This window comes from Pseudomonas sp. PS01303, from assembly GCF_029959385.1.
GTDB classification, from domain to species: domain Bacteria; phylum Pseudomonadota; class Gammaproteobacteria; order Pseudomonadales; family Pseudomonadaceae; genus Aquipseudomonas; species Aquipseudomonas rustica.
The window spans coordinates 1-22,501 of the sequence record NZ_JASCPK010000070.1; the positions used below are offsets into that span (position 1 = coordinate 1).

Annotated in this window: 16 protein-coding genes; 6 read left to right on the top strand and 10 right to left on the bottom strand. The window is 57.4% G+C overall.

The features are described 5' to 3' along the window. Positions 1-110: 110 nt before the first annotated feature. Positions 111-1,235: a GNAT family N-acetyltransferase gene (locus tag QMX93_RS18385; protein WP_282357576.1), complete on the bottom strand. Its 1,125-nt coding sequence runs from the start codon at positions 1,233-1,235 to the stop codon at positions 111-113. Positions 1,236-1,518: 283 nt separating this feature from the next. Between QMX93_RS18385 and QMX93_RS18390 the strand changes: the two genes are divergently transcribed. Further along, positions 1,519-2,841: a putative porin gene (locus tag QMX93_RS18390; protein WP_282357577.1), complete on the top strand. Its 1,323-nt coding sequence runs from the start codon at positions 1,519-1,521 to the stop codon at positions 2,839-2,841. Between the two features lie 149 nt (positions 2,842-2,990). On the opposite strand, the gene QMX93_RS18395 is transcribed toward QMX93_RS18390, so the two are convergent. From QMX93_RS18395 to aceK, 6 genes are all read right to left on the bottom strand, one after another. Further along, positions 2,991-3,224, bottom strand: coding sequence for a zf-HC2 domain-containing protein (locus tag QMX93_RS18395; protein ID WP_159814655.1), 234 nt, complete (start codon positions 3,222-3,224; stop codon positions 2,991-2,993). After that, positions 3,218-3,832 carry an RNA polymerase sigma factor gene (locus QMX93_RS18400; RefSeq protein ID WP_212545178.1) on the bottom strand — a complete coding sequence of 205 codons (615 nt, stop codon included), beginning with the start codon at positions 3,830-3,832 and terminating at the stop codon, positions 3,218-3,220. Before QMX93_RS18400 ends, QMX93_RS18395 begins: the two co-directional genes overlap by 7 nt. Positions 3,833-3,937: 105 nt before the next feature. After that, positions 3,938-5,059 carry a beta-ketoacyl-ACP synthase III gene (locus tag QMX93_RS18405; protein ID WP_282357578.1) on the bottom strand — a complete coding sequence of 374 codons (1,122 nt, stop codon included), beginning with the start codon at positions 5,057-5,059 and terminating at the stop codon, positions 3,938-3,940. Positions 5,060-5,386: 327 nt separating this feature from the next. Next, entirely contained in the window at positions 5,387-9,298 is a 3,912-nt protein-coding gene (gene hrpA, locus QMX93_RS18410) for an ATP-dependent RNA helicase HrpA (RefSeq protein WP_282357579.1), read from the bottom strand. Between the two features lie 113 nt (positions 9,299-9,411). Then, a complete protein-coding gene (locus QMX93_RS18415; RefSeq protein WP_282357580.1) occupies positions 9,412-11,706 on the bottom strand; it encodes a hypothetical protein in 2,295 nt (764 codons plus the stop codon). A gap of 155 nt (positions 11,707-11,861) precedes the next feature. Beyond that, positions 11,862-13,583 (bottom strand): bifunctional isocitrate dehydrogenase kinase/phosphatase, encoded by a 1,722-nt coding sequence (gene aceK / locus QMX93_RS18420; RefSeq protein WP_282357581.1) that lies wholly within the window; start codon positions 13,581-13,583, stop codon positions 11,862-11,864. A 220-nt stretch (positions 13,584-13,803) separates the two neighbouring features. Between aceK and QMX93_RS18425 the strand changes: the two genes are divergently transcribed. After that, complete coding sequence (locus QMX93_RS18425) at positions 13,804-14,712, top strand: DMT family transporter (RefSeq protein ID WP_282357582.1); 909 nt, start codon at positions 13,804-13,806, stop codon at positions 14,710-14,712. 121 nt (positions 14,713-14,833) lie between these two features. Here the strand turns inward: QMX93_RS18425 and QMX93_RS18430 are convergent, their stop codons facing one another. Then, complete coding sequence (locus QMX93_RS18430; RefSeq protein WP_282357583.1) at positions 14,834-15,697, bottom strand: DMT family transporter; 864 nt, start codon at positions 15,695-15,697, stop codon at positions 14,834-14,836. Positions 15,698-16,118: 421 nt separating this feature from the next. On the opposite strand from QMX93_RS18430, the gene QMX93_RS18435 reads away from it, so the two are divergent. After that, entirely contained in the window at positions 16,119-16,691 is a 573-nt protein-coding gene (locus QMX93_RS18435) for a hypothetical protein (RefSeq protein WP_282357584.1), read from the top strand. Between the two features lie 256 nt (positions 16,692-16,947). Here the strand turns inward: QMX93_RS18435 and QMX93_RS18440 are convergent, their stop codons facing one another. After that, positions 16,948-17,886 (bottom strand): aspartyl/asparaginyl beta-hydroxylase domain-containing protein, encoded by a 939-nt coding sequence (locus QMX93_RS18440; RefSeq protein ID WP_282357585.1) that lies wholly within the window; start codon positions 17,884-17,886, stop codon positions 16,948-16,950. Between the two features lie 183 nt (positions 17,887-18,069). Continuing rightward, positions 18,070-19,044, bottom strand: coding sequence for a cysteine synthase A (gene cysK / locus QMX93_RS18445; protein ID WP_053118134.1), 975 nt, complete (start codon positions 19,042-19,044; stop codon positions 18,070-18,072). Positions 19,045-19,172: 128 nt separating this feature from the next. Here cysK and QMX93_RS18450 point away from each other — a divergent pair, with 128 nt between their 5' ends. From QMX93_RS18450 to QMX93_RS18460, 3 genes are all read left to right on the top strand, one after another. After that, positions 19,173-20,249: a DUF748 domain-containing protein gene (locus tag QMX93_RS18450; RefSeq protein WP_282357586.1), complete on the top strand. Its 1,077-nt coding sequence runs from the start codon at positions 19,173-19,175 to the stop codon at positions 20,247-20,249. A 204-nt stretch (positions 20,250-20,453) separates the two neighbouring features. Then, positions 20,454-21,299 carry a MoxR family ATPase gene (locus tag QMX93_RS18455; protein ID WP_038358424.1) on the top strand — a complete coding sequence of 282 codons (846 nt, stop codon included), beginning with the start codon at positions 20,454-20,456 and terminating at the stop codon, positions 21,297-21,299. 12 nt (positions 21,300-21,311) lie between these two features. Further along, positions 21,312-22,490: a VWA domain-containing protein gene (locus QMX93_RS18460; RefSeq protein WP_007911295.1), complete on the top strand. Its 1,179-nt coding sequence runs from the start codon at positions 21,312-21,314 to the stop codon at positions 22,488-22,490. Positions 22,491-22,501 lie beyond the last annotated feature (11 nt).

The following is a 22,501-nucleotide window of genomic DNA, read 5'->3' on the forward strand; positions in this document are numbered from 1 at the left end:
CGCCCAACACAATTCCCGTGTAGGAGCTGCCGAAGGCTGCGATCTTTTGATCTTGGTTTTAAAAAGGCCAGATCAAAAGATCGCAGCCTTCGGCAGCTCCTACGTGGGTGCTAGGTTTGGCGGTAGGGCAAGGCTGTTCGGGCTTCCTCGGCGTAGGCGAGAACGCCGGCGCGTTCTTGCTCGAGGAAATTTTTGACTGCTGCTTTCAAGCCCGGATGGCGCAAGTAATGCCAAGAATGCGTGATCACCGGCTCAAACCCGCGAATCAATTTGTGCTCCCCCTGAGCACCTGCATCAAACCGCTGAAAACCCTGTGCAATCGCGTAATCCATGCCCTGATAGAAACACGTCTCAAAATGCAGCCGATCAAACTCCGCCAGGCAGCCCCAATAACGTCCGTAGAAACTGTCGCCACCGACCAGACTGAAGGCCATCGCCACCGGCCGTGAACCTTGTTTAGCCAGCACCACACGAATCGCTTCGGGCATGCGCTCAGCGAGCAAACTGAAAAACTCCCGCGTCAGATAAGGCGCTTGTCGGCGCACCGCGTAGGTATTGGCATAGCAGGCATAGACGAAATCCCACTGCGCCTCATCCAGCTCACGCCCCTCCAGCCATTCAAACTCAAAGCCCTGCCCCGCCACTTGCTCGCGCTCTTTGCGCATCTGCTTGCGCTTGCGCGAAGCGAGCACGTCGAGGAAGTCTTGAAAGTCGCGATAACCCCGATTTTGCCAGTGATACTGACAGCCGATGCGCTGCAGCCAGCCGGGTTGCTCGGCCATCGCTGCATCGGTAAACGGGTCAGTGAAATTGATGTGCGCGCTGGAAAGCTCTTCGATTTCCAGATACCCCGGCAGGCTTTTCAGCAGTTCGAAACCGTCTTCGACATTCGCCGCCAACAAGCGCGGGCCGCTGACCGGGCTGAACGGCACGGCGATCAACAATTTGGGGTAATAGTCGATACCGGCGCGGGCACAGGCGTCGGCCCAGCCATGATCGAACACGTACTCACCGTAGGAATGCCACTTGCGGTAAGTGGGCAACGCGGCGATCAGTCGATCATCTTCGATGTGCAGCAAATGCTCCGGCAGCCAACCGGTGTGCGGGCCAACGCTGCCGCTGTCTTCCAGCGCACTGAGAAAGGCATGCCGCAGAAACGGCTGATTCTCGGGCACCAATGCGTCCCAACTCGCCGGGGCGATTTCTGACAGGTTTTGCAGGCGTTGCAACGGCATCAACGGGCTCTCCACATCGGGGCTTCAAAGCCCGGCGAGTATCGCTTATCGACGTGCTTTGCACACGCTCCTTCGGCCGACACCGCTCTAAATCAATCGTTCCGGCCAAACACCCATCGTCATCATCCTGCCATCACTGTGCCACTGCACTGTCATAAACCATCGCGATACTGGCGCCTGTTTTTAGAGCGTCGGGTTATAGCCCGGCCACTGTTTTCCGACCTTCAACCGTCGGTTGTGTCCAGGATGGTTCAGCCATCCCCTTTCATCTTCGGAGATTGCTATGCGTCTTGCTTCCACGAAAACTGCGGCAGCCCTGTGTGGCGGCCTGTTGCTGGCCACGAGTGTTCCGGCCAGCGCCGCAGTCGACGCCAAACTGCTCGACATGCTTAAAGCCAACGGCTCGATTTCCCAGGCGCAGTACATCGAACTGCAAACCGAACTGGCCAAGGATCAAAAGGCTCAGCAAATCGCGCAGCAGGCGCAGCAAGAGACCAATGAACAAGTCGCGGCTGTCGCGAAGAAGACCAACGAACAAAGCGCTTTCGATCAGAAACTGGCGTGGGCAGCGAAGACTCAATTCAAGGGCGACGTGCGCATCCGTCAGGAGACCGTCAAGATCGACGGTGAATCCAACAACGGCGGTCGCGACAAGGATCGCCAGCGTATCCGTGCCCGCCTCGGCGCCTACACCGAGATCAACCCGCAAGTCGACACCGGCATCCGCATCGCCACTGGCGGCGGCGATGACGCTCGTTCGACCAACCAGGATCTGGACAACTATTTCGACAAGAAGCAGATCTGGCTCGACCTGGGTTACATCGATTACCACCCCGATCAGATCAAGAACCTGCACGTGATCGGCGGCAAGATGCTGCAACCGTGGGTGAGCATGGGCGACGTGATCTGGGATGGCGACATCAACCCGGAAGGTCTGGCCGTTACTTACAAATACCCACTGGGCAGCACCGCCGAACTGTTCGGCAGCCTGGGCAACTACACCCTCAAGGACAACGTCGATGGCGAAGGCGTGCAGTTCCGTCACGACCTGCGTCTGACCGCCGGCCAGTTGGGTAGCCGTCTGGCGATCACCGACAACCTGAAATTGACCGTCGGCGGCAGCGTTTACGCCTACCAGAACGACGAAGACAGTCGCTGCACCGGCACCTCGACACCGTGCGCGCTGTCGGTCAACGGCAACTCGGCGAACAACGAATTCCGTCTGTATGAAGGGTTCAGCCAACTCGACATCGGCGGTCTGGCTATGCCTCTGTCGTTCTACGGTCAGTACGTGAAAAACAACGACGCCGTGACCGACGCAGACACCGCCTGGCTGATCGGCGCCAAGTCGAAAGTCTTCGGTTTCAACCTCGATTACAACTACCGTGATGTGCAGCGCGACGCCGTGGTGGGGGCCTTCACCGACTCTGACTTCGCCAACGGCACCACCGGCTCGCGTGGCCACAAGTTCAAGGTCGGTTACGACATCGACAAGAACTTCGCCATCGGTGCCACGTACTTCCTGACCAAGGCCGACTTCGCCAGCCGTACTCAGCGTGACGCGGACACCAACACCCTGCAACTGGATGCCGAAGCCAAGTTCTAACCGCGTCAATTTAGCCCGGTGCGGGCGGGACGATCCCCATCATCCGTTCGTTTCACCCGCACTGTGCTACTCCCTTGTAGGAGGTGCCGAAGGCTGCGATCTTTTGATCTTGTTTATCAAGGTCAAAAGATCGCAGCCTTCGGCAGCTCCTACAGGTCTTTGCGGCGTTGTTCGGCGAGGCGTTCGGCCAAGGCGTCCACGCCCTCTTCAGGTTTTTCCGGCATTGCCTTCAACGTCGCCTGCATCAAGCGCATCTGCCGAATAAAGCGGCGGCAATTGGGGCAGAACATCAGGTGATGACGCACCATCAGCTTCTCGCGAAAGCTCAACTGGCCATCGAGATAATCGCTGGAACGCGCCACTTGTTCTTTACAGGTCAGCATTCCCCGGTCTCCTCAAAATGCTCCACCGTGGCGAAGACTTTCAGCCGCGCCCGATGCAGCAGCACACGGACATTGGAGAGCGAGATCTCCAGAAGATTACAGATCTCCTCCAGCTCCAGCCCCTGCCGTTCGCGCAGCAGCAAAACACTGCTTTGCAGCTCCGACAGACTGAGCAACGTGTGCTCGAGACAGTCACGCAATTCACCTTCGGTGAGCAGTGCTTCGGGGGTGTCCTGGTGCCAGGCGAACGGGGCGATCAACCAATGGCCGTCGCCGGGGGAGAAGCGGTCGTCGTCAATGCTGCCGTGGGGTGACGGCAAATCATCCATCAGCACTTCGCGGCGATTTTGCTTGTAGCGGCTTTTGGCGGAGTTGGCGGTGATGGTCAGCAGCCAGGTTTTCAGGCTGGAACGACCTTCGAAGGTGCCGATGTGGCGAACCACGGACAGCCAGGCATCCTGCACCACTTCTTCGACGTGACGCTGACCGACGATGGCATAGGCCACGGCGCGCATCGCGCTTTGATAGGTGCTGACCAATTCCTTGAAAGCCTTCTGCTCACCGGCCAGCAGGCGTTCGAGCAGTTGGGTGTCGTCCGTTACGGCCATTGGCGCCTCTTTTTCGTAGGGTCAAAAGCAAAAGATCGCAGCCTGCGGCAGCTCCTACAAGGATCAGTGCAGGAGCTGCCGAAGGCTACGATCTCTTGGGCGCGATCAACGTTTACGCAGGATCACGCTGCCGATCGAGTAACCGGCACCGAACGAGCTCAGCACGGCCAGCGAACCGGCGGCCAGATCGTCCTGATATTTGTGGAACGCGATGACCGAACCCGCCGAGCTGGTGTTGGCGTAGGTATCGAGAATCACCGGGGCTTCTTCTTCGGTGGCTTCGCGACCGAGCAACTTGCGCACGATCAGGTGGTTCATGCTCAGGTTGGCCTGGTGCAGCCAGAAGCGCTTCACGTCGCCGACGTTGAGTTGGTTCTCTTGCAGGTGCTCACCGATCAACTCGGCAACCATCGGGCAGACATCCTTGAACACCTTACGGCCTTCCTGCACGAACAGCTTGTCGCGGGCACCGACGCCCTCTTCTGCTGCGCGGTTGAGGAAGCCGAAGTTATTACGGATGTTATTGGAGAACTTGGTCAGCAGTTTGGTGCTGACCACGTCGAACTGGTGCTTGGACGTCGCGGTGTCCGCACGTTCGATGATCACCGCAGTCGCGGCGTCGCCGAAGATGAAGTGGCTGTCGCGGTCACGGAAGTTCAGGTGACCGGTGCAGACTTCCGGGTTGACCATCAGGATCGTCCGGGCCTGGCCCAGTTGCACGCTGTTGGCGGCGGCCTGAATGCCGAAGGTCGCCGAGGAGCAAGCGACGTTCATGTCGAAACCGAAGCCTTGAATGCCCAGCGCTTCCTGGACTTCGATCGCGATGGCCGGGTAGGCGCGTTGCAGGTTGGAGCAGGCGACGATCACGCCGTCGATGTCAGCGGCGGTTTTGCCGGCGCGTTGCAGGGCCTGTTCGGCTGCGCCGATGGCCATCTGGCAAAGTACCGACCATTCGTCGTTGGAACGCTCGGGCAGGCGCGGGGCCATGCGCTGCGGGTCGAGGATGCCGTCCTTGTCCATGACAAAGCGGCTTTTGATGCCCGAGGCTTTTTCGATGAAGGCTGCGCTGGATTCGGTCAGGGCCTGGACTTCGCCGTTGGCAATGGCCTCGGCGTTGTCGGCGTTGAACTGCGCGACGTAAGTATTGAAAGACTGCACCAGCTCTTCGTTGGAGATGCTGTTGGCCGGGGTGTACAGGCCGGTGCCGCTGATGACGACGTTATGCATGGTCGTTTCTCTAATCTGTTCAGGCAGAAAGTGCTGGAACCGTCGTACCAACACACAAAGGGTCTATTCCCATCCGGGGGACGCAAACCTGGCATCGTTTTATTCCGCCACGCGACACGGCCGAAGGCTCTGGGTCGCGAAACCGGCGTTTATGGTCGCGAAGTTTGCCATAAACGCAGGGATTTGGCGCCTTTCTCAAGATCAACACGAACGATCGTTCCCACGCTCCTGCGTGGGAACGCAGCCCGTGACGCTCCGCGTCACTGGACGCGGAGCGTCCCCAGAGGCGTTTCCACGCAGAGCGTGGGAACGATCAGCGGTGGGGCCTCAGGGTTCGACCTGGCTCCACTGTTTGCTCAGGCGTTTGTCGGAGATTGGGGTTTTCGTGCCCAACTGCTGGGCGAACAGGGAAACCCGGTATTCCTCCAGCCACCAGCGGTACAGCTCAAGTTGCGGATCGCGTTTGCCTTCCTGTGCATGCTTGGCGGCGCGAGCCTGATATTGCGCCCAGAGACCGGCCAGTTCGCCGCTCCAGACGCGATCCTTCTGCACTTGCGCGCCAAGTTTCTCGAAACGCTGCTCAACGGCTTTCAGATAACGCGGGATTTCTTTCAGCCACTGCATCGGCGTCTCGCGCACGAACCCCGGATACACCAGGTTACTAATCTGCTGCTTGATGTCGTTCAGTGCCACGGCCTGAGCCAGGTCAATCTTGCCCTTGAAGCGTTTCTGCAAACCGTGCCACAGCTTGAGAATCTCCAGGGTCAACCGCGCCACACGTTCAGCGTGCTCCGTCCAACCGCCGCGCTTGCGCTCAGCCAGTGCCGCCAGACCGGCGCCATCACGCGGCAACGGGTCTTCGCCTTCGAGAATGCAGCTGTCGAGGCTGGCCAGCAGAATGTCTTCAACCAGCGCATCGACCCGGCCCAAATCGCGATAGAGCAAGCCCAACTCAGTCTGCCCCGGCAACTTGCTGCGCAGAAACTTCGCCGGCTCGGCCAGTTGCTGCATCAACAAACGCTGCAACGCACGACGATGCTGGAATTCGGCTTCGGCCGGCGTCGAGAAACGCCCTTCCTTAACCGTGCCGCCCTCTTCGACCAGCGCCGGATACACCGTCATCGACAACCCTGCGATCTTCTGCTGAGTCTTTTCCGCCACCGGCGCGAAGACCTTCGCCTCCACCGGTTGCTGACTTTTCGCACTCTGCGGCACCGCCAACGCGGCCTGACTGGCCTCGGCAAAACGCGCGGTCAGCTCGGCCAGATCACGTCCTTCACCAAGGAATTTGCCTTGGCCGTCGACGATTTCCAGGTTCATCCGCAGATGCCCTTCGACGCCTTGCTCGGCCTCTGCCCACGCTTCATCGCTGACCCGCGCGCCGGTCATGCGCAACAGCTCACGGCCCAGCGCTTGCGGCAACGAACCCTTGGCGAAGGTCATGCGTTGCAACGCAGCCTTGATGAAGTCCGGCACCGGCACGAAGTTCTTGCGCAAGGCTTTCGGCAAGTTACGCACGAGGGCGATGCACTTGGCCTCGATCAGCCCCGGCACCAGCCACTCCAGACGCTCCGGCGGCAGCATCGGCAACAGCGGCGCCGGCACACGCAAAGTCACGCCGTCGCGCGGGTGATTCGGTTCGAAGTGATAGGTCAGCGCCAGTTCCAGATCGCCGATGTGCAGCGTGTCCGGGTAATGCAGCGCGGTAACTTCACTGGCCTCGCGGGCCAGCACGTCTTCTTCGCGCATGATCAACAGCTGCGGATCTTTCTGGCTGTTGACGCGATACCAACTGTCGAAGGTCGCGGTCTGATGAATCTCCGCTGGCAGCCGCGCGTCGTAGAAGGCGTAGAGGGTTTCTTCGTCGGCAAGAATGTCGCGGCGACGGGCCTTGGCTTCCAGTTCGTCGAGTTGTTCCAGCAGTTGTTTGTTCGCGGTCAGGCACTTGGCTTTCGACTGAATTTCGCCGCGCACCAGACCTTCACGGATAAACAGCTCACGGGAAACCACTGGATCCACCGGGCCGTAATGCACGGGGCGGCGCCCGACAACAATCAATCCAAACAGGGTGATTTGTTCGAACGCGACGACCTGGCCGCGCTTCTTTTCCCAATGCGGTTCGAAGTGGTTTTTCTTGATCAGGTGCCCGGCCAGCGGTTCGATCCAGTCGGCGTCGATCTTGGCGACCATGCGCGCGTAAAGCTTGGTGGTTTCCACCAGTTCGGCGGTCATCAACCATTGCGGACGCTTCTTGCCGATGCCCGATGACGGATGAATCCAGAAACGTCGCTGCCGCGCGCCGAGGTAATCGCCGTCCTCGGTTTTCTGGCCGATCTGGCTGAGCAGACCGACCAGCACGGCTTTGTGCAGTTTCGGATAATCCGCCGGCTCTTTATTCAGGCTCAGCTGCATGTCGCGGCAGATCAGGCTTAACTGGCGATGGGAATCACGCCACTCGCGCAGACGCAGGTAGTTGAGGAAATTCTTCCGGCACCAGTTGCGCAGCGGACTCGCGGTCAGGGCCTGGCGCTGTTCTTCGAAGCCACGCCAAAGATTCACCAATCCGGCGAAATCCGAGTCGATGTCTTTCCACTGCGCGTGGGCTTGATCTGCCGCTTGCTGACGCTCCGGCGGACGCTCGCGCGGATCCTGAATCGACATCGCACTGGCGACGATCAGCACTTCCTGCAAGCTGCCCAGTTTCGCCGCTTCAAGCAGCATGCGACCCATGCGCGGGTCGACCGGCAGGCGCGCCAATTGTCGACCCAACGGCGTTAGCTGACTGTTGCGATCCACCGCCGAGAGTTCTTGCAGCAGGTTGAAACCGTCGCTGATCGCCTTGCCGTCCGGTGGCTCGATAAACGGGAACGCGGTGATTTCGCCGAGGCGCAGATGCAGCATCTGCAAAATAACCGCGGCGAGGTTGGTGCGCAGAATCTCCGGATCGGTAAATTCCGGACGCCCGAGGAAATCTTCTTCGCTGTACAAACGAATGCAGATACCCGGCTCGACCCGGCCGCAACGGCCCTTACGCTGGTTGGCGCTGGCCTGGGAAATCGCCTCGATCGGCAGACGCTGCACCTTGGCGCGGTAGCTGTAACGGCTGATGCGCGCGGTGCCGCTGTCGATCACGTAACGGATGCCCGGTACGGTCAGCGAAGTCTCGGCGACGTTGGTCGCCAGCACCACGCGGCGGCCCGGGTGCGACTGGAAAATCCGCTGCTGCTCGGCCGGCGACAGGCGCGCGTACAGCGGCAGAATTTCAGTGTGTTTGAGTTGGGCTTTGCGCAGCATGTCGGCAGCGTCACGAATCTCGCGCTCGCCGGGCAGGAACACCAACACGTCACCCGGACTGCGACGTTCACTGCGTTCGTAAGCGGCGATTTCATCGAGGGTGGCGAGGATCGCCTGATCCACCGTCAGGTCATCCTCGACACGGTTGCCCTCTTCGTCCTGCTCGAGCGTCAGCGGGCGATACCAGGTGTCGACCGGGAAGGTACGGCCGGAGACTTCAACAATCGGTGCATCGTCGAAGTGCTTGGAGAAGCGCTCCAGATCGATGGTCGCCGAGGTGATGATGACTTTTAGATCCGGGCGGCGCGGCAGCAGGGTTTTCAGGTAACCGAGCAGGAAGTCGATGTTGAGGCTGCGCTCGTGGGCTTCGTCGACGATGATCGTGTCGTAGCGTTCGAGGTAGCGATCGTTCTGGGTTTCCGCGAGCAGGATGCCGTCGGTCATCAACTTGATCAGGGTGTTGGCATCGCTCTGATCTTCGAAACGCACCTGATAGCCGACCAGCGACCCGAGCGGTGTGCCGAGTTCTTCGGCGACCCGACTGGCCACACTGCGGGCAGCGATTCGACGCGGCTGGGTGTGGCCGATCAAGCCGTGCTGACCGCGACCGATCTCCAGACAGATTTTCGGTAATTGCGTGGTTTTACCCGAACCGGTTTCGCCGGCGATGATCAAGACCTGGTGCTTTTCCAGCGCTTTCTTGATCTCGTCGCGCTTGGCGGCAATCGGCAAACTGTCGTCGTAACGAATCACCGGCAGGCTGGCCTTGCGCGCCAGCACCTGATCACAGGACGCCTGCATGCGCGTCACCCACTGGGCCAGTTTGGCCTCGTCAGGTTTCTTGCGCAGCTCAAGCAACTGCCGCCGCAGCCGGTGACGGTCGGCGAGCATGGCGTGTTCGAGGTTTTTCAGCAGTTTGTCGATGGAGGGCGATTCGTCGGTCATCGGGTACGCAATTCGGTCGTCTGGTTATGCAAGGACGCGATTGTCGCAGAAATCGGGCAGGGAATGCTCGCGAGGCCACTTCCCTGCCCGTCTTGCTGTGCCGCTGATGATCGTCAGCCGCTAGTTCGCTCAAGCCTTTTCAGGCTAGGTGCCTGTGCCAAAGCAGCCAGACTTTTGAGCGTGCCTTTGCCGGCTGCGCTCCTGACCAGTTCGGATACAAGACGATTGCCCGTCCCGCTCAGCATGAACCCGAAGACATCCAGCGAAGCGTAAAACAAACCCATCGCCGTATTTCCAGCAATGAAGTTTTTGATTGCGGTATAGAACGGTATAAACGCTAGTGCGGAACCGATCCACTTGTCGGCTTCGCCATCAATTTCGTCTTGCAACGACAGTCCCCATGCCGTTCTTTTTAGAGCATCTTCTGGGCCAATCAAATGTCGGGCGACAATTTGAGCGATGTAATGAGTAGTGCGAGTCGAGTACGTGTAATCGCCTGTAGCCGTTGAATCGATTGGCGTCCATGCCCCGACAACATCAGCGCGGTCAAACTCAAGTTCCTCTAGAATAATCCCGTAGCGGGGGCCTGAATCATGCCCCTCATCGGCGTGTGCCAGCGTGTAGACATAATCACTACTGTTGAATGTATAACCTCGCCCGTAATACCCGTTTATATCGGAAGACCCTATGCTGCCGCCGTGCCTCACATAACCCGTTTCAATTTCTACCGGGAGGTCATAATTCTTCTTGATTATTCCAGCACCCGGAATGATTTCGTAATATTCAACGCCCCACCCTCCCGCAACTCGCAATAGAACACCATGGCGCCACGTCAACTGGGCGACACGTGCCGCATAATTTTCAAAAGCTGAGTGAGCAAACCCGCACTGCAGGGAATAAACAGTAATCTCTCCTGTTTCCAGGTAGCGCCTGTCCTTGAGCGGTAATTGTGACAACAAGGACTTCACCATTGTCATGTACCCGGCCCGCAGATTCTCGACATACGGCGTAAATGCCTGACTAAACAGTGTTCCGATACGAGGAAGAGTGTCCAGTCGATCGGCATAACCAGACAACGGGTCATTGGCAAAATTCGAGGTAATCTTTTTACCGGGAACCCAGCCCCTCATGTAGATCTCGACCAACGACAATTTTACGTTGGCACCGTGGGACTCTCGGTATCTTGGCTCCTGCTCGTTCACGTAAGTATCGGAAGCAAAAAGACCAATCAACTCCCATTCCGCCAAGGCTTTGCGAGTGGGCATGACCGCACTTGAACTGATAATGCTTTCAGCCTGCTCCCATACCTGTTGATTGTAGATATCGCGTACCTGCTCGATATACCCGTCGTACTGCGCATCGAATTTGATGCCGATGACACCATTCATCACCCCCCATTGAATCAAGGTGGAACGCCATGCCTGCTGATCGATCAATGCTTGCTCGTTGGTAATCGGCCGCAACACCGAGACCGACATGACCTGACCAAAACTCATTGCGGCACAGATACCCGGTGTCTGTAGATCCAGACGCAAAGCCGTGGCATTGAACAATGCCCATGCGGTTGAACCAAAGACCAGATCGCCAGGCAGGTCATAAACCGTCAGCGCCGGCGCAATCCCTGCAATCATCAGATACGCTGCCACGGTAGCGACGGGCGGTTCAAAATGGCCGGTCGCCAACAAATATGTTTCGACGTTTTGAATTACCGTTGTAGCCGGTAAACCCCAATTGTCGCTTTGCAACAGTTCATAGTCGGCGATGTAGCCATTAGCATGCATATTCACCAGAATCGCGACCATGCACCACTCACTGGCGCTCTCGACGAAAGTAATGTTTTGAAACCGGGTTTGCAAATACACGCCCAACTGTTCTGCTTCAAACCCGGCTAGCAGCCGATCAATCTTCTGCTGAATAACGCTGTTGCCGTATTCGGTATCCCCGAGGGTCTCAATCAAGTGCTTTAACAGGCCGCGTGTATCATCGGAGCCCGGCCTGGAACTTATCCAGTCTTGTACAGCCGTTTCGATTTCGCTTCTGAGCGCATCGTTTATGTCCAGTACAAAACTCCATGATATGAGCTTAAGGTAATGGTTATTTCCCGTCAGGCGTGGAAGTGGTGTTATCAAAACTTGATACAGATTTTGACCTTGTTTAATGTTCCGGGGAACGAGCCAGCCCTGGCTAAGAATAAATGCTTCCAGGCTAAGGGTACGATCCGCGCCGACCGCCTCATGTTCAATAATGGATGATTCTGGATGTACCGGCATCCGCGCACTCTGCAGGCGCTCAAGTACTTCACTGGATGTCTCCACATTGTGCAATCCATGTTTTCGGTACATCTGTAAAAAGTTTTTCAGATTTTCAGCATTGCCATACAGGCTCAGTTCGCCCACAGAAACATTCATATACGCTAGCCCAGTTAAATTAGTGACAGTCCTCCACCATGGAAGGCATTTACGCAAACTAATCAAACCGGGCGTACTGAGCTACTCACTAACTGTAAGCACGCACTACACAGAACACATCAAACAATAAAAAACAGCCGCACCTGACTTAAGATTCATTCGCTATCGAGGCCTTTACGTCGATAGGGAAAAACATCAATCACTTTTCCTGCCCGAATGGCCTCCTGCAGACTCTTCCAGTAATCGGCGTTATATAACTCGCCGTGTAACTGATCGAATAACTTTCGCTGCCCTGAATCGGCAAACAAGAACGGCGGAAATTCTTCTGGAAACACATCCAGTGGCCCGATCGAATACCACGGTTCGGAAGCCATCTCGTCTTCCGGTGTACGCGGCGCGGGAATGTGTCGGAAGTTGGCTTCGGTCAGGAAACAGATCTCGTCATAGTCATAAAACACCACACGCCCGTGACGGGTGACGCCAAAGTTCTTCAACAGCATGTCGCCGGGAAAGATGTTCGCCGCCGCCAGTTGTTTGATCGCCAGCCCGTAATCGTCCAGGGCCTCATGCACTTGCGCGTCGTTGGCGTTTTCCAGATAGAGGTTGAGCGGGGTCATCCGCCGTTCGGTCCAGCAGTGGCGGATCAGTACGGTGTCGCCCTCAACCGATACCGTCGACGCTGCCACTTCCAGCAACTCCTCAAGGCAGGCTGGATCAAACTTGGTCAGTGGAAAACGGAAATCGGCGAATTCTTGGGTATCGGCCATACGCCCTACCCGGTCGACGCTTTTCACCAGTCGGTACTTCTCGATCACCGTCGCACGGTCGACGTTTTTCGAGGGCGAAAAGCGGTCTTTGATGATTTTGAAAACGGTGTTAAAGCCCGGCAGGGTGAACACGCTCATGACCATGCCACGCACGCCGGGAGCCATGATGAATTGATCGTCGGTATTGGCCAGGTGATTGATCAGCGCGCGATAAAACTCGGATTTGCCGTGTTTGTAAAAGCCGATCGAGGTGTACAGCTCAGCGATGTGTTTGCCGGGCAAAATGCGCCGCAGGAAGCCAATAAACTCCGCCGGCACCGGCACATCGACCATGAAGTACGAACGGGTGAAGGAGAAGATGATCGACACGTCGGCTTCGTCAGTGATCAACGCATCGATCTGAATCCCGCGCCCTTCGCGGTGCAGCAGCGGAATCACCAGCGGCCATTGTTCGTCGCGGGTGTAGATGCGCCCGACCAGGTACGCGCCCTTGTTGCGGTACAGCACCGAGGAAAATAGCTCGACGCTAAGCTCCGGATCCTTGCACACCCAGTCCGGCAGGTTCTCACGCAGTTGCGCTTCGAGGCGCTGCAGGTCACCCGGTAAATCGGCGTAGTCTTCGCTGAAACGGTAATCGGCAAAAATGCTCGCGAGCATCCCCGATAACTGCCCTTGCGGTTTGTAGGTACGGGTTTGCGCGGCGCGGGCACGGCGCAGGCTCGGGCGCGTGGTGTGAATGAACATGCAGCCATCGCTGATCAGATCGTGGCTGAACAGCCCGCAGAAAATCGAGTTGTACCAGGTCTCGGACAGTTCATCGTCGAAGCGCAGGTCGATAACACTGATGTAGGCGCTTTTCACCAGCGGCCAGCAGCTGACGTTCATCAGCGTGTCGTCGTCGAAATGCTCGCGCAGGCGGGCGATGGTTTCGCCGACTTTTTCTTCGTAGAGGTTGATCCGCGCTGCCGACGCCGTTTGCGTCTCCTGCCAGCGCGCCTGTTCGAAACGCTCGCGCGCGCCGTCAGTGATTCGGCGGAAATGCTCGCGGTAATCGTCAAAGCCATCGAGGATCATGCGGGCGATGTCGGTGGCTGGCCATTGCTGCGGCATAAATGAGACCTCGGCGTACGTTTGGAAATCTGTGCCTGAGCTTAGCCACGGTTGCGGGCACAGGTGAAGTGCAATTTCGGCCAAATGCCGTTCCGGTTGTTACCGCGTACGGTTTTCTGCGTGTAAGCGGCGGCTGCAGGAAATTAAATGTCCGATTAGCGGTTGCCATGATCCGGGGCCTCGGCAACACTCTCGTCCCGATCAAGGAAGGAGCCCCGCCGTGAGCCCTGTCGATATTTTCCGTATGTTGTCGCTGGCAGCCATCTGGGGCGCGAGTTTCCTGTTCATGCGCGTGATTGCGCCCGTGATCGGGACGATCCCGACTGCGTTTTTTCGCGTGTCGATCGCGGCCGTCGGCCTGCTGGTGATCCTCGGTTTGATGCGCATCAGCTGGGATTTCAAAGGCAAACTGAAAACCGTGATGCTGCTCGGCGTGATCAACTCGGGGATTCCGGCGACGCTGTATTCGGTTGCCGCGCAAGTGCTGCCGGCCGGTTACTCGGCGATTTTCAACGCCACCACGCCGTTGATGGGCGTGTTGATTGGCGGATTGTTCTTCAGTGAAAGATTGACCGTCGCCAAGTTGAGCGGCGTCTTCCTCGGACTGTTCGGGGTTGGCGTGCTGACGCGCGCAGGGCCGGTGGCATTCGATCTGGAATTGTTGATGGGCGCCGTCGCGTGCCTGCTGGCGACCACCTGTTATGGCTTCGCCGGGTTTCTTGCGCGGCGCTGGCTGGATCAGGCTGGCGGACTGGACAGTCGGTTATCGGCACTGGGCAGCATGCTCGGCGCGACATTGTTCCTGCTGCCGCTGTTTGGCTACAGCGTGGCAACCCAGCCACCCGTGAGTTGGGGCGGCTGGCATGTCTGGCTGTCGCTGCTCGGTCTGGGTCTGGGCTGCACGGCGTTTGCGTACATCATTTATTTCCGCCTGCTCAGCTCGATCGGCCCGGTGAAATCGATGACCGTGACCTTCATGATTCCGCCGTTTGGCGTGTTGTGGGGGGCGTTGCTGCTGGATGAGCCGCTGTCGATGGCGCACATTTATGGCGGCGTGCTGATTGCGGCGGCGTTGTGGCTGGTGTTGAAGCCTGCGGTGGTTAAGCCGGCGGAGGTACCGGCCCGGTAGATTTGTGCTGGTGCAGAAAAGGCTATCGCGAGCAGGCTCACTCCTACAATTGGAATGCATCCCCCTGTAGGAGTGAGCCTGCTCGCGATTGGCGGCCGAACAGCCGCCACCTGACTCTCTGTTACCCCGTTTTACGAAACACAAACGCCAACCCAACAATGATCAGCAACATCCCCAACACGCTCAACGCCGCCAGCCGATTACCGAAAATCAGGTAATCCATCACCGCCGTCACCGCCGGCACCAGATAAAACAGGCTGGTGACGTTCACCAGATTGCCCTGCGCAATCAGCCGATACAGCAACAGCGTCGCCAGCACCGACACCACCAGCCCCATCCACAACACCGGCAGGAAAAACCCTGCGCTGTGTTCAAAATGAAACGGCTGGAACGGCACAAAAATCCCGCACAGCAACAGCCCGGCGAGGTACTGCACCGGTAGCGTGCCAAGGGGATTATCGGTGATGCGCTTCTGCATGATCGAACCGAGCGTCATGCTCACGAGCGCCAGCAGCCCGAAGAGCATTCCCGCCCAAGACATGCCGGCCAGACCGATACCCTGATAGACCACCATGATCAGCCCGGCCAGCCCCAGCGCCAGACCGAACAAGCGGCTCGCTGAGCGCTGTCGTTCCATCAGCACCACCGTAAGAATCGGTTGCACGCCCATGATCGTGGCCATCACGCCGGGTGTGACTTTGGTGTTCAGGGCCAGCAGATAGAAAATCTGATAAGCCCCCAACAACACCACGCCCGTGGCAATCGCATACAGCATCGGCTTGCCGCCCTTGGGCAACTTCAACTTGAGCAACGGCGCCAGCAGTACCAGCCCACAGAGGGCGATCGCAAAGCGGATCAGCAGAAAGGCAAAGGGTGACGCGTGCGCCAAACCCCATTTGGAGAAGATCGCCCCGCTGCTCCACAGCAGAACGAACAGGCTCGTGGACGCCGCCGCGAGCGCGGATTTTTTCGAAAGGACAAACATGAATACCACCTGTAGTCAGGCAAATAGCCAACTCAGCCGAGGCTGAAATTCAGTAGGTTTTTTCAGGCGTGCACGGGGGGGCAGCAAAAACGCTGATCAGCCCGAAACGCCAACGCCCGGCGGTGATACGACTGCGCACACCGGCGTGCTACTGACAGGTGGGGGGTAATGACTGATCTGCCTTGGCTGCTGATTCCCGCACGGCACGACGCCAGCGTTGACCGCTGAATCGACTACCGCGTTGATGAGGGATGCAGGCATTGGGGCTGATCTTTTTGAAGGGTTGAGAAGTGAGCCGTGCGACTCACGAGCGCCGACTATAACCAGCGCGTGACATGGATTGCAATGACTTGGGCGAATGGCCGCTAGCGACAGGTGGATTGGAGGCGCATAGGCTGAATTGCAATGGCAGTACCCATCCATGGAGGACAAGGAATGCACGGAATTACATGCCAAGGGAACGGACATATTTGCGATATCAGTTGTATCGATCACAAGCCAGAAAGCAGGCCGCTATCGTCACCGCCCGGTTACAGCTTCCCCGGCGCAAAATGAATCGACTCTCATAGATTTATCAAAAGTTCGTTTCGAACCGATCAATCGGCAAGCAGTGGAAGCGTCACGACTTTGGAAAGATCAGCACTTCGCGTGGTGTGAAGTCGTTGAATGGAAAGCCCGGGAACCCTTGTATCTCGACATAGCGATCTGGCACGAAGAGCAGCTTTGCGGACTGTGCTTTGCAAATCCAAACGCCAGCAGGAAAAGAATACGAATTGTGCGTCTGGAAGGACGCCCTAGAGAAAAACATCCGTTGAAAAACCGGATCGGTGCATTGGCGTTGATAGCAATCGAACAATATGCCCAATTCCTTGGAAGCAATATTCTCGAAATCCAGGAGCCTTTGAAGGGTGCGGTTTCACATTATCAAAAACTCGGCTTTGACTTCGATTCTCAGGGCCGCCTTGTAAAAAACCTAGAGAACCGAGTATCGTGAAAACTGTTCAAATAACGATCAATAGTGGTGGAAACATGAGCAAATCCGAGAAAAAGGCTCCCACTAGAAAGGGATCTCTTCCCCGCAGCAGAAAATCTGGAGAGGTGCTTCTGACTGCAAGCCAAAACCGGCTTCTGAAATTACTGGAAACCGGTACTGACACAGAAGAGCCGAGTGTACTCGCAGCAGGTCGCCTGTAAGTTTCCCAATAAAAAACCGCTCCCAAAGAGCGGTTTTTTCATTTCAATATCCAGCCTCACCCAAACAACCAATACCCCAACAACGTCAACACCACCACCGCCAATACCGGTCGTGCCACGCGGTAGGCCTTGGGATTACGGCGTTTCCACTGTTTCACAGCGCCGCTGAATTTGTCGCTGAAGTTCTTGCTCCACGCGTAAGCCTGGTTGATCCCGCCCACGCGCTCGTCGTCAAGATTCTGCGGCGCAGTCGCGCGGCCGAGCCAGGCGCTGATCGAACGGTTAATGCGAGTCATGAAGCGGTTTTTCAGCGGACGTTCGACGTCGCAGAACAGAATGACGCGGGTTTGCTCGGTTTCGTTTTTAACCCAGTGCACGTAGGTCTCATCGAACATCACGTCTTCACCGTCGCGCCAGGCGTAAACCTGACCGTCGACGAAGATCCGGCAATCGTCAGAGTTAGGCGTCGACAAGCCGAGGTGATAACGCAGAGAGCCGGCAAACGGATCGCGGTGCGGGTTGAGGTGGCTGCCGCCGGGCAACAACGCAAACATCGCGCCTTTTACATTCGGGATCGCACTGACCAGCGCCACGGTTTTCGGACACAAGGTTTCGGCTGAAGGCAGCGGTTTGTCGTACCACTTGAGGTAGAAACGCTTCCAGCCTTTCTTGAAGAACGAACCGAAACCGGCGTCGTTGTTCTTCTCGGCGGCGCGAATATAGCCCTCGTCGAACAGGTGCATGGCTTCGTCGCGGATGGTTTGCCAGTTGTCGCGCAACACGTCCAGCTCTGGAAACTTGCTGCGATCCAGATAAGGCTTCGACGGCACGCCAGAGAACATGTACATCAAGGCGTTGTACGGAGCGAACAGCGCCGAATGGTTGACGAACTGACGCAGTACCGGCAAACGCGCCTTGCCGCGCAAATGCACATAGAGCGTGCTGCCGAGAAACAGCAACAGCACAAACGCCTTGGCGGCAAACGAAACGGTCATCCACAACTCCTTGATAAAAAACGACGCTGCGATGCCATTTACCCGGCATGGCAGCCGGCCATGATAAACACTACCGGCGTCGGGAAAAACCCGTCCATTCCAAGATTCAGTGTTAAGCAATGCGCAATAAAGCGCTTATTAACATAACGATCCTGAACCTTGGCTGACCTGAATCAATCCAGATTACTGCTGATTCTCCTGCTCGGTGAACAGGTCGCTGAATAACATGCTCGACAGATAACGTTCGCCTGAGTCCGGCAGGATCACGACGATGGTCTTGCCCTGCATCTCCGGGGTCTCCGCCAGACGCACGGCAACCGCCATCGCTGCACCGCAGGAGATCCCGCACAAGATCCCTTCTTCCTGCATCAAACGCAGGGCCATGGCTTTCGACTCATCATCAGTCACCAACTCAACCCGGTCTACCATCGACAGATCGAGGTTTTTCGGCACAAAACCTGCGCCGATACCCTGAATCTTGTGCGGGCTCGGCTTGATCTCTTCACCGGCCAGCGCTTGCGTGATCACCGGTGAGGACACCGGCTCCACGGCCACGGAGAGAATCGGTTTGCCCTGGGTATTCTTGATATACCGCGAAACACCGGTGATGGTTCCGCCGGTTCCGACGCCGGCCACCAATACGTCGACAGCGCCATCGGTGTCGTTCCAGATTTCCGGGCCGGTGGTTTTTTCATGAATCGCCGGGTTGGCCGGGTTATCGAACTGCGCGGGCATGAAGTATTTGTCGGCATCACTGGCCACGATTTCAGCGGCTTTTTCGATCGCGCCTTTCATGCCCTTGGCCGGTTCGGTCAACACCAGCTCAGCGCCCAGTGCTTTGAGCACCTTGCGGCGCTCGATGCTCATCGAGGCGGGCATGGTCAGCATCAATTTGTAACCGCGAGCGGCGGCGACGAAGGCCAGGCCGATGCCAGTGTTGCCCGAGGTCGGCTCGACGATGGTCATGCCGGGCTTGAGTTTGCCGCTGCTTTCGGCGTCCCAGATCATGTTGGCGCCGATCCGGCATTTCACCGAATAACCGGGGTTGCGCCCCTCGATCTTGGCCAGAATGGTCACGCCACGCGGCGCAATACGGTTGATCTGCACCAGCGGCGTGTTGCCGATGGAATGGGCATTGTCAGCAAAAATACGGCTCATGGCTGGGTCCTTATGCAGCGTTGAATTCAGCGCTCCAAGGTATGCCTGTTGCCCATCACAGTCCAGTCGAGGCGAACGTCTGCAACACGCAGTAGTCAATCGCTTTACATCGTTCGGGAATTGTCACCATGAAACGTCGCTACAGCTGGCCCTTGTGGACTTTCGCGGGAATCGTCGTGCTGCTGATGGCGCTGCACATCGCCCTGCCCTACGTGGTGCGCGATTACCTGAATGACAAACTGGCCAACATGGGCGATTACCGTGGTCAGATCACTGACGTTGACCTGGCGTGGTGGCGCGGCGCCTACAAAATCAACGGTCTGAAGATTGTCAAAGTCGACGGCAAAGTACCGGTGCCGTTCGTCAATGCGCCGCTGATCGACCTTTCAGTCAGTTGGCACTCGCTGTGGTACGACCATGCCGTCGTCGCTCAAGTGAAGTTCTTCAAACCTGAAATCAACTTCGTCGACGGTGGCGCCAACAAACAGAATTCCCAAACCGGTCAAGGCACCGACTGGCGTGAGCAGTTGGGCAAGTTGTTGCCCATCACCCTCGACGAAGTGCAGATCAACGACGGTCGCATCAGTTTCCGCAACTTCAACTCCAAACCGCCGGTGAACATGAATGCCACTGACGTCAACGCGAGCATCTACAACCTGACCAACGTGGTCGACAAGGAAGGCAAACGCGACGCCCGATTCGAAGGCAAAGCCTTGCTACTCGGCCATGCACCGCTGGAAACCACCGCCACCTTCGATCCGTTGAGCAATTTTGAAGACTTCGAATTCCGTCTGCGCGCCAAAGACATCGAACTCAAAAGCATGAATGACTTCGCTTCGGCCTACGGCAAGTTCGACTTCAATGCCGGTCACGGCGATGTAGTGATTGAAGCCAAAGCCAAAAAGGCGCAAGTCAACGGCTACATCAAACCCCTGCTGCGTGACGTCGAAGTCTTCAACTGGCAGCAGGACGTGGAAAACGAGAACAAAAGCATCTTCCGCTCCGTCTGGGAAGCGCTGGTCGGCGGCACGGAAACCGTGCTGAAGAATCAGGCGAAAAACCAGTTTGCGACCAAGGTTGAGCTGAGCGGCAATGTGCATCAGCAAAATATCAGCGCGTTTGAAGCGTTTTTGCAGATTTTGCGTAATGGCTTTGTTCAGGCATTCAATGCGCGGTATGAACGGCCTAAGCCGGATGCGGGTTAGGTTTGTTCACATTAGGGGCCGCTTCGCAGCCCGTCGGGGATAAATCCCCTCACCACAGGTGAGTCAACATGTGACGCCCCATTCAGAGACTGAATAAGCCGTCTGCGTTCACAGTCGACCGGCCTGCGCGTTATAGTCGGGCATCCGATTATTTCGCCCCCGCCCTGCCCGTTCAGGTCGGCGTTACCGTTCGAGGATTAGCAGATGAAGTTCGAAGGCACCCAGGCCTACGTCGCCACCGATGACCTGAAGCTGGCGGTCAACGCCGCCATCACCCTGGAGCGGCCGCTGCTGGTCAAGGGCGAGCCGGGCACCGGCAAGACCATGCTCGCCGAGCAACTGGCCGAATCGTTCAATGCCAAGCTGATTACCTGGCACATCAAGTCCACCACCAAGGCCCATCAGGGCCTGTACGAGTACGATGCGGTCAGCCGTCTGCGCGACTCGCAGCTGGGCACTGAAAAAGTCCACGACGTGCGCAACTACCTGAAGAAAGGCAAGCTCTGGGAGGCTTTCGAGTCCGAAGAGCGGGTCATTCTGCTGATCGACGAGATCGACAAGGCCGACATCGAGTTCCCCAACGACCTGTTGCAAGAACTCGACAAGATGGAGTTCTACGTTTACGAGATCGACGAGACCATCAAGGCCAAGAAGCGCCCGATCATCATCATTACCTCTAACAACGAGAAAGAGCTGCCGGACGCTTTCCTGCGCCGCTGCTTCTTCCACTACATCGCTTTCCCGGATCGCCCGACCCTGCAGAAAATCGTCGACGTGCATTACCCGGACATCAAGAAGGATCTGGTCAGCGAAGCGCTGGACGTGTTCTTCGATGTGCGCAAAGTGCCAGGCCTGAAGAAGAAGCCGTCGACCTCGGAACTGGTCGACTGGCTGAAACTGCTGATGGCCGACAATATTGGCGAAGCGGTGCTGCGCGAACGCGATCCGACCAAGGCTATTCCGCCGCTGGCCGGTGCCTTGGTGAAGAACGAACAGGACGTGCAACTGCTTGAGCGTCTGGCGTTCATGAGCCGTCGCGGCACCCGCTAAGAGGCTGATGCCATGTTGCTCAACCTGTTCAATGAAATGCGTGCAGCCAAGGTGCCGGTGTCGGTGCGCGAGCTGCTCGACCTGATCAACGCGCTGAAACAGCGCGTGACCTTCGCCGACATGGACGAGTTCTATTACTTGTCACGGGCGATTCTGGTGAAGGACGAGCGTCATTTCGACAAATTCGACCGCGCGTTCGGCGCCTACTTCAATGGCCTCGAAAAGCTCGACGATCACTTACAGGCGCTGATACCCGAAGACTGGCTGCGCAAGGAATTCGAGCGTTCGCTGAGCGACGAAGAACGCGCGCAAATCCAGTCCCTCGGCGGTCTCGACAAACTGATCGAAGAGTTCAAGAAACGTCTGGAAGAACAGAAGGAACGTCACGCCGGCGGCAACAAATGGATCGGCACCGGCGGCACCAGCCCGTTTGGCTCCGGCGGCTTCAACCCGGAAGGCATTCGGGTGGGCGATGCCGGCAAGCGTCAGGGCAAAGCGGTAAAAGTCTGGGATCAGCGCGAATACAAGAACCTTGATGATTCGGTGGAACTGGGCACGCGCAACATCAAGGTTGCCCTGCGTCGTCTGCGTAAATTCGCTCGCCAGGGCGCGGCGGAAGAACTTGATATCGACGGCACCATCGATCACACCGCCAAAGACGCGGGCCTGCTGAACATTCAGATGCGCCCGGAGCGGCGCAACACGGTGAAGCTGTTGTTGCTGTTCGACATCGGCGGCTCGATGGACGCGCACGTGAAGATCTGCGAGGAGTTGTTCTCGGCCTGCAAGACCGAGTTCAAGCATCTGGAGTACTTCTACTTCCACAACTTCGTTTATGAGTCGGTGTGGAAGAACAACATGCGCCGCACTTCCGAGCGCACTTCAACCCAGGATCTGCTGCACAAGTACGGCGCTGACTATAAGGTGATTTTCATTGGCGACGCCGCGATGGCGCCTTATGAAATCACCCAGGCCGGCGGCAGTGTCGAGCACTGGAACGAAGAGCCGGGTTATGTGTGGATGCAGCGGTTTATGGAGAAGTACAAGAAGCTCATCTGGATTAACCCGTACCCGAAAGATACGTGGGGGTATACCTCGTCGACCAATATCGTGAGGGATTTGATCGAGGATCAGATGTATCCGTTGACGTTGCGCGGTTTGGAAGAAGGGATGCGGTTCTTGTCCAAATGACGACCAGATCG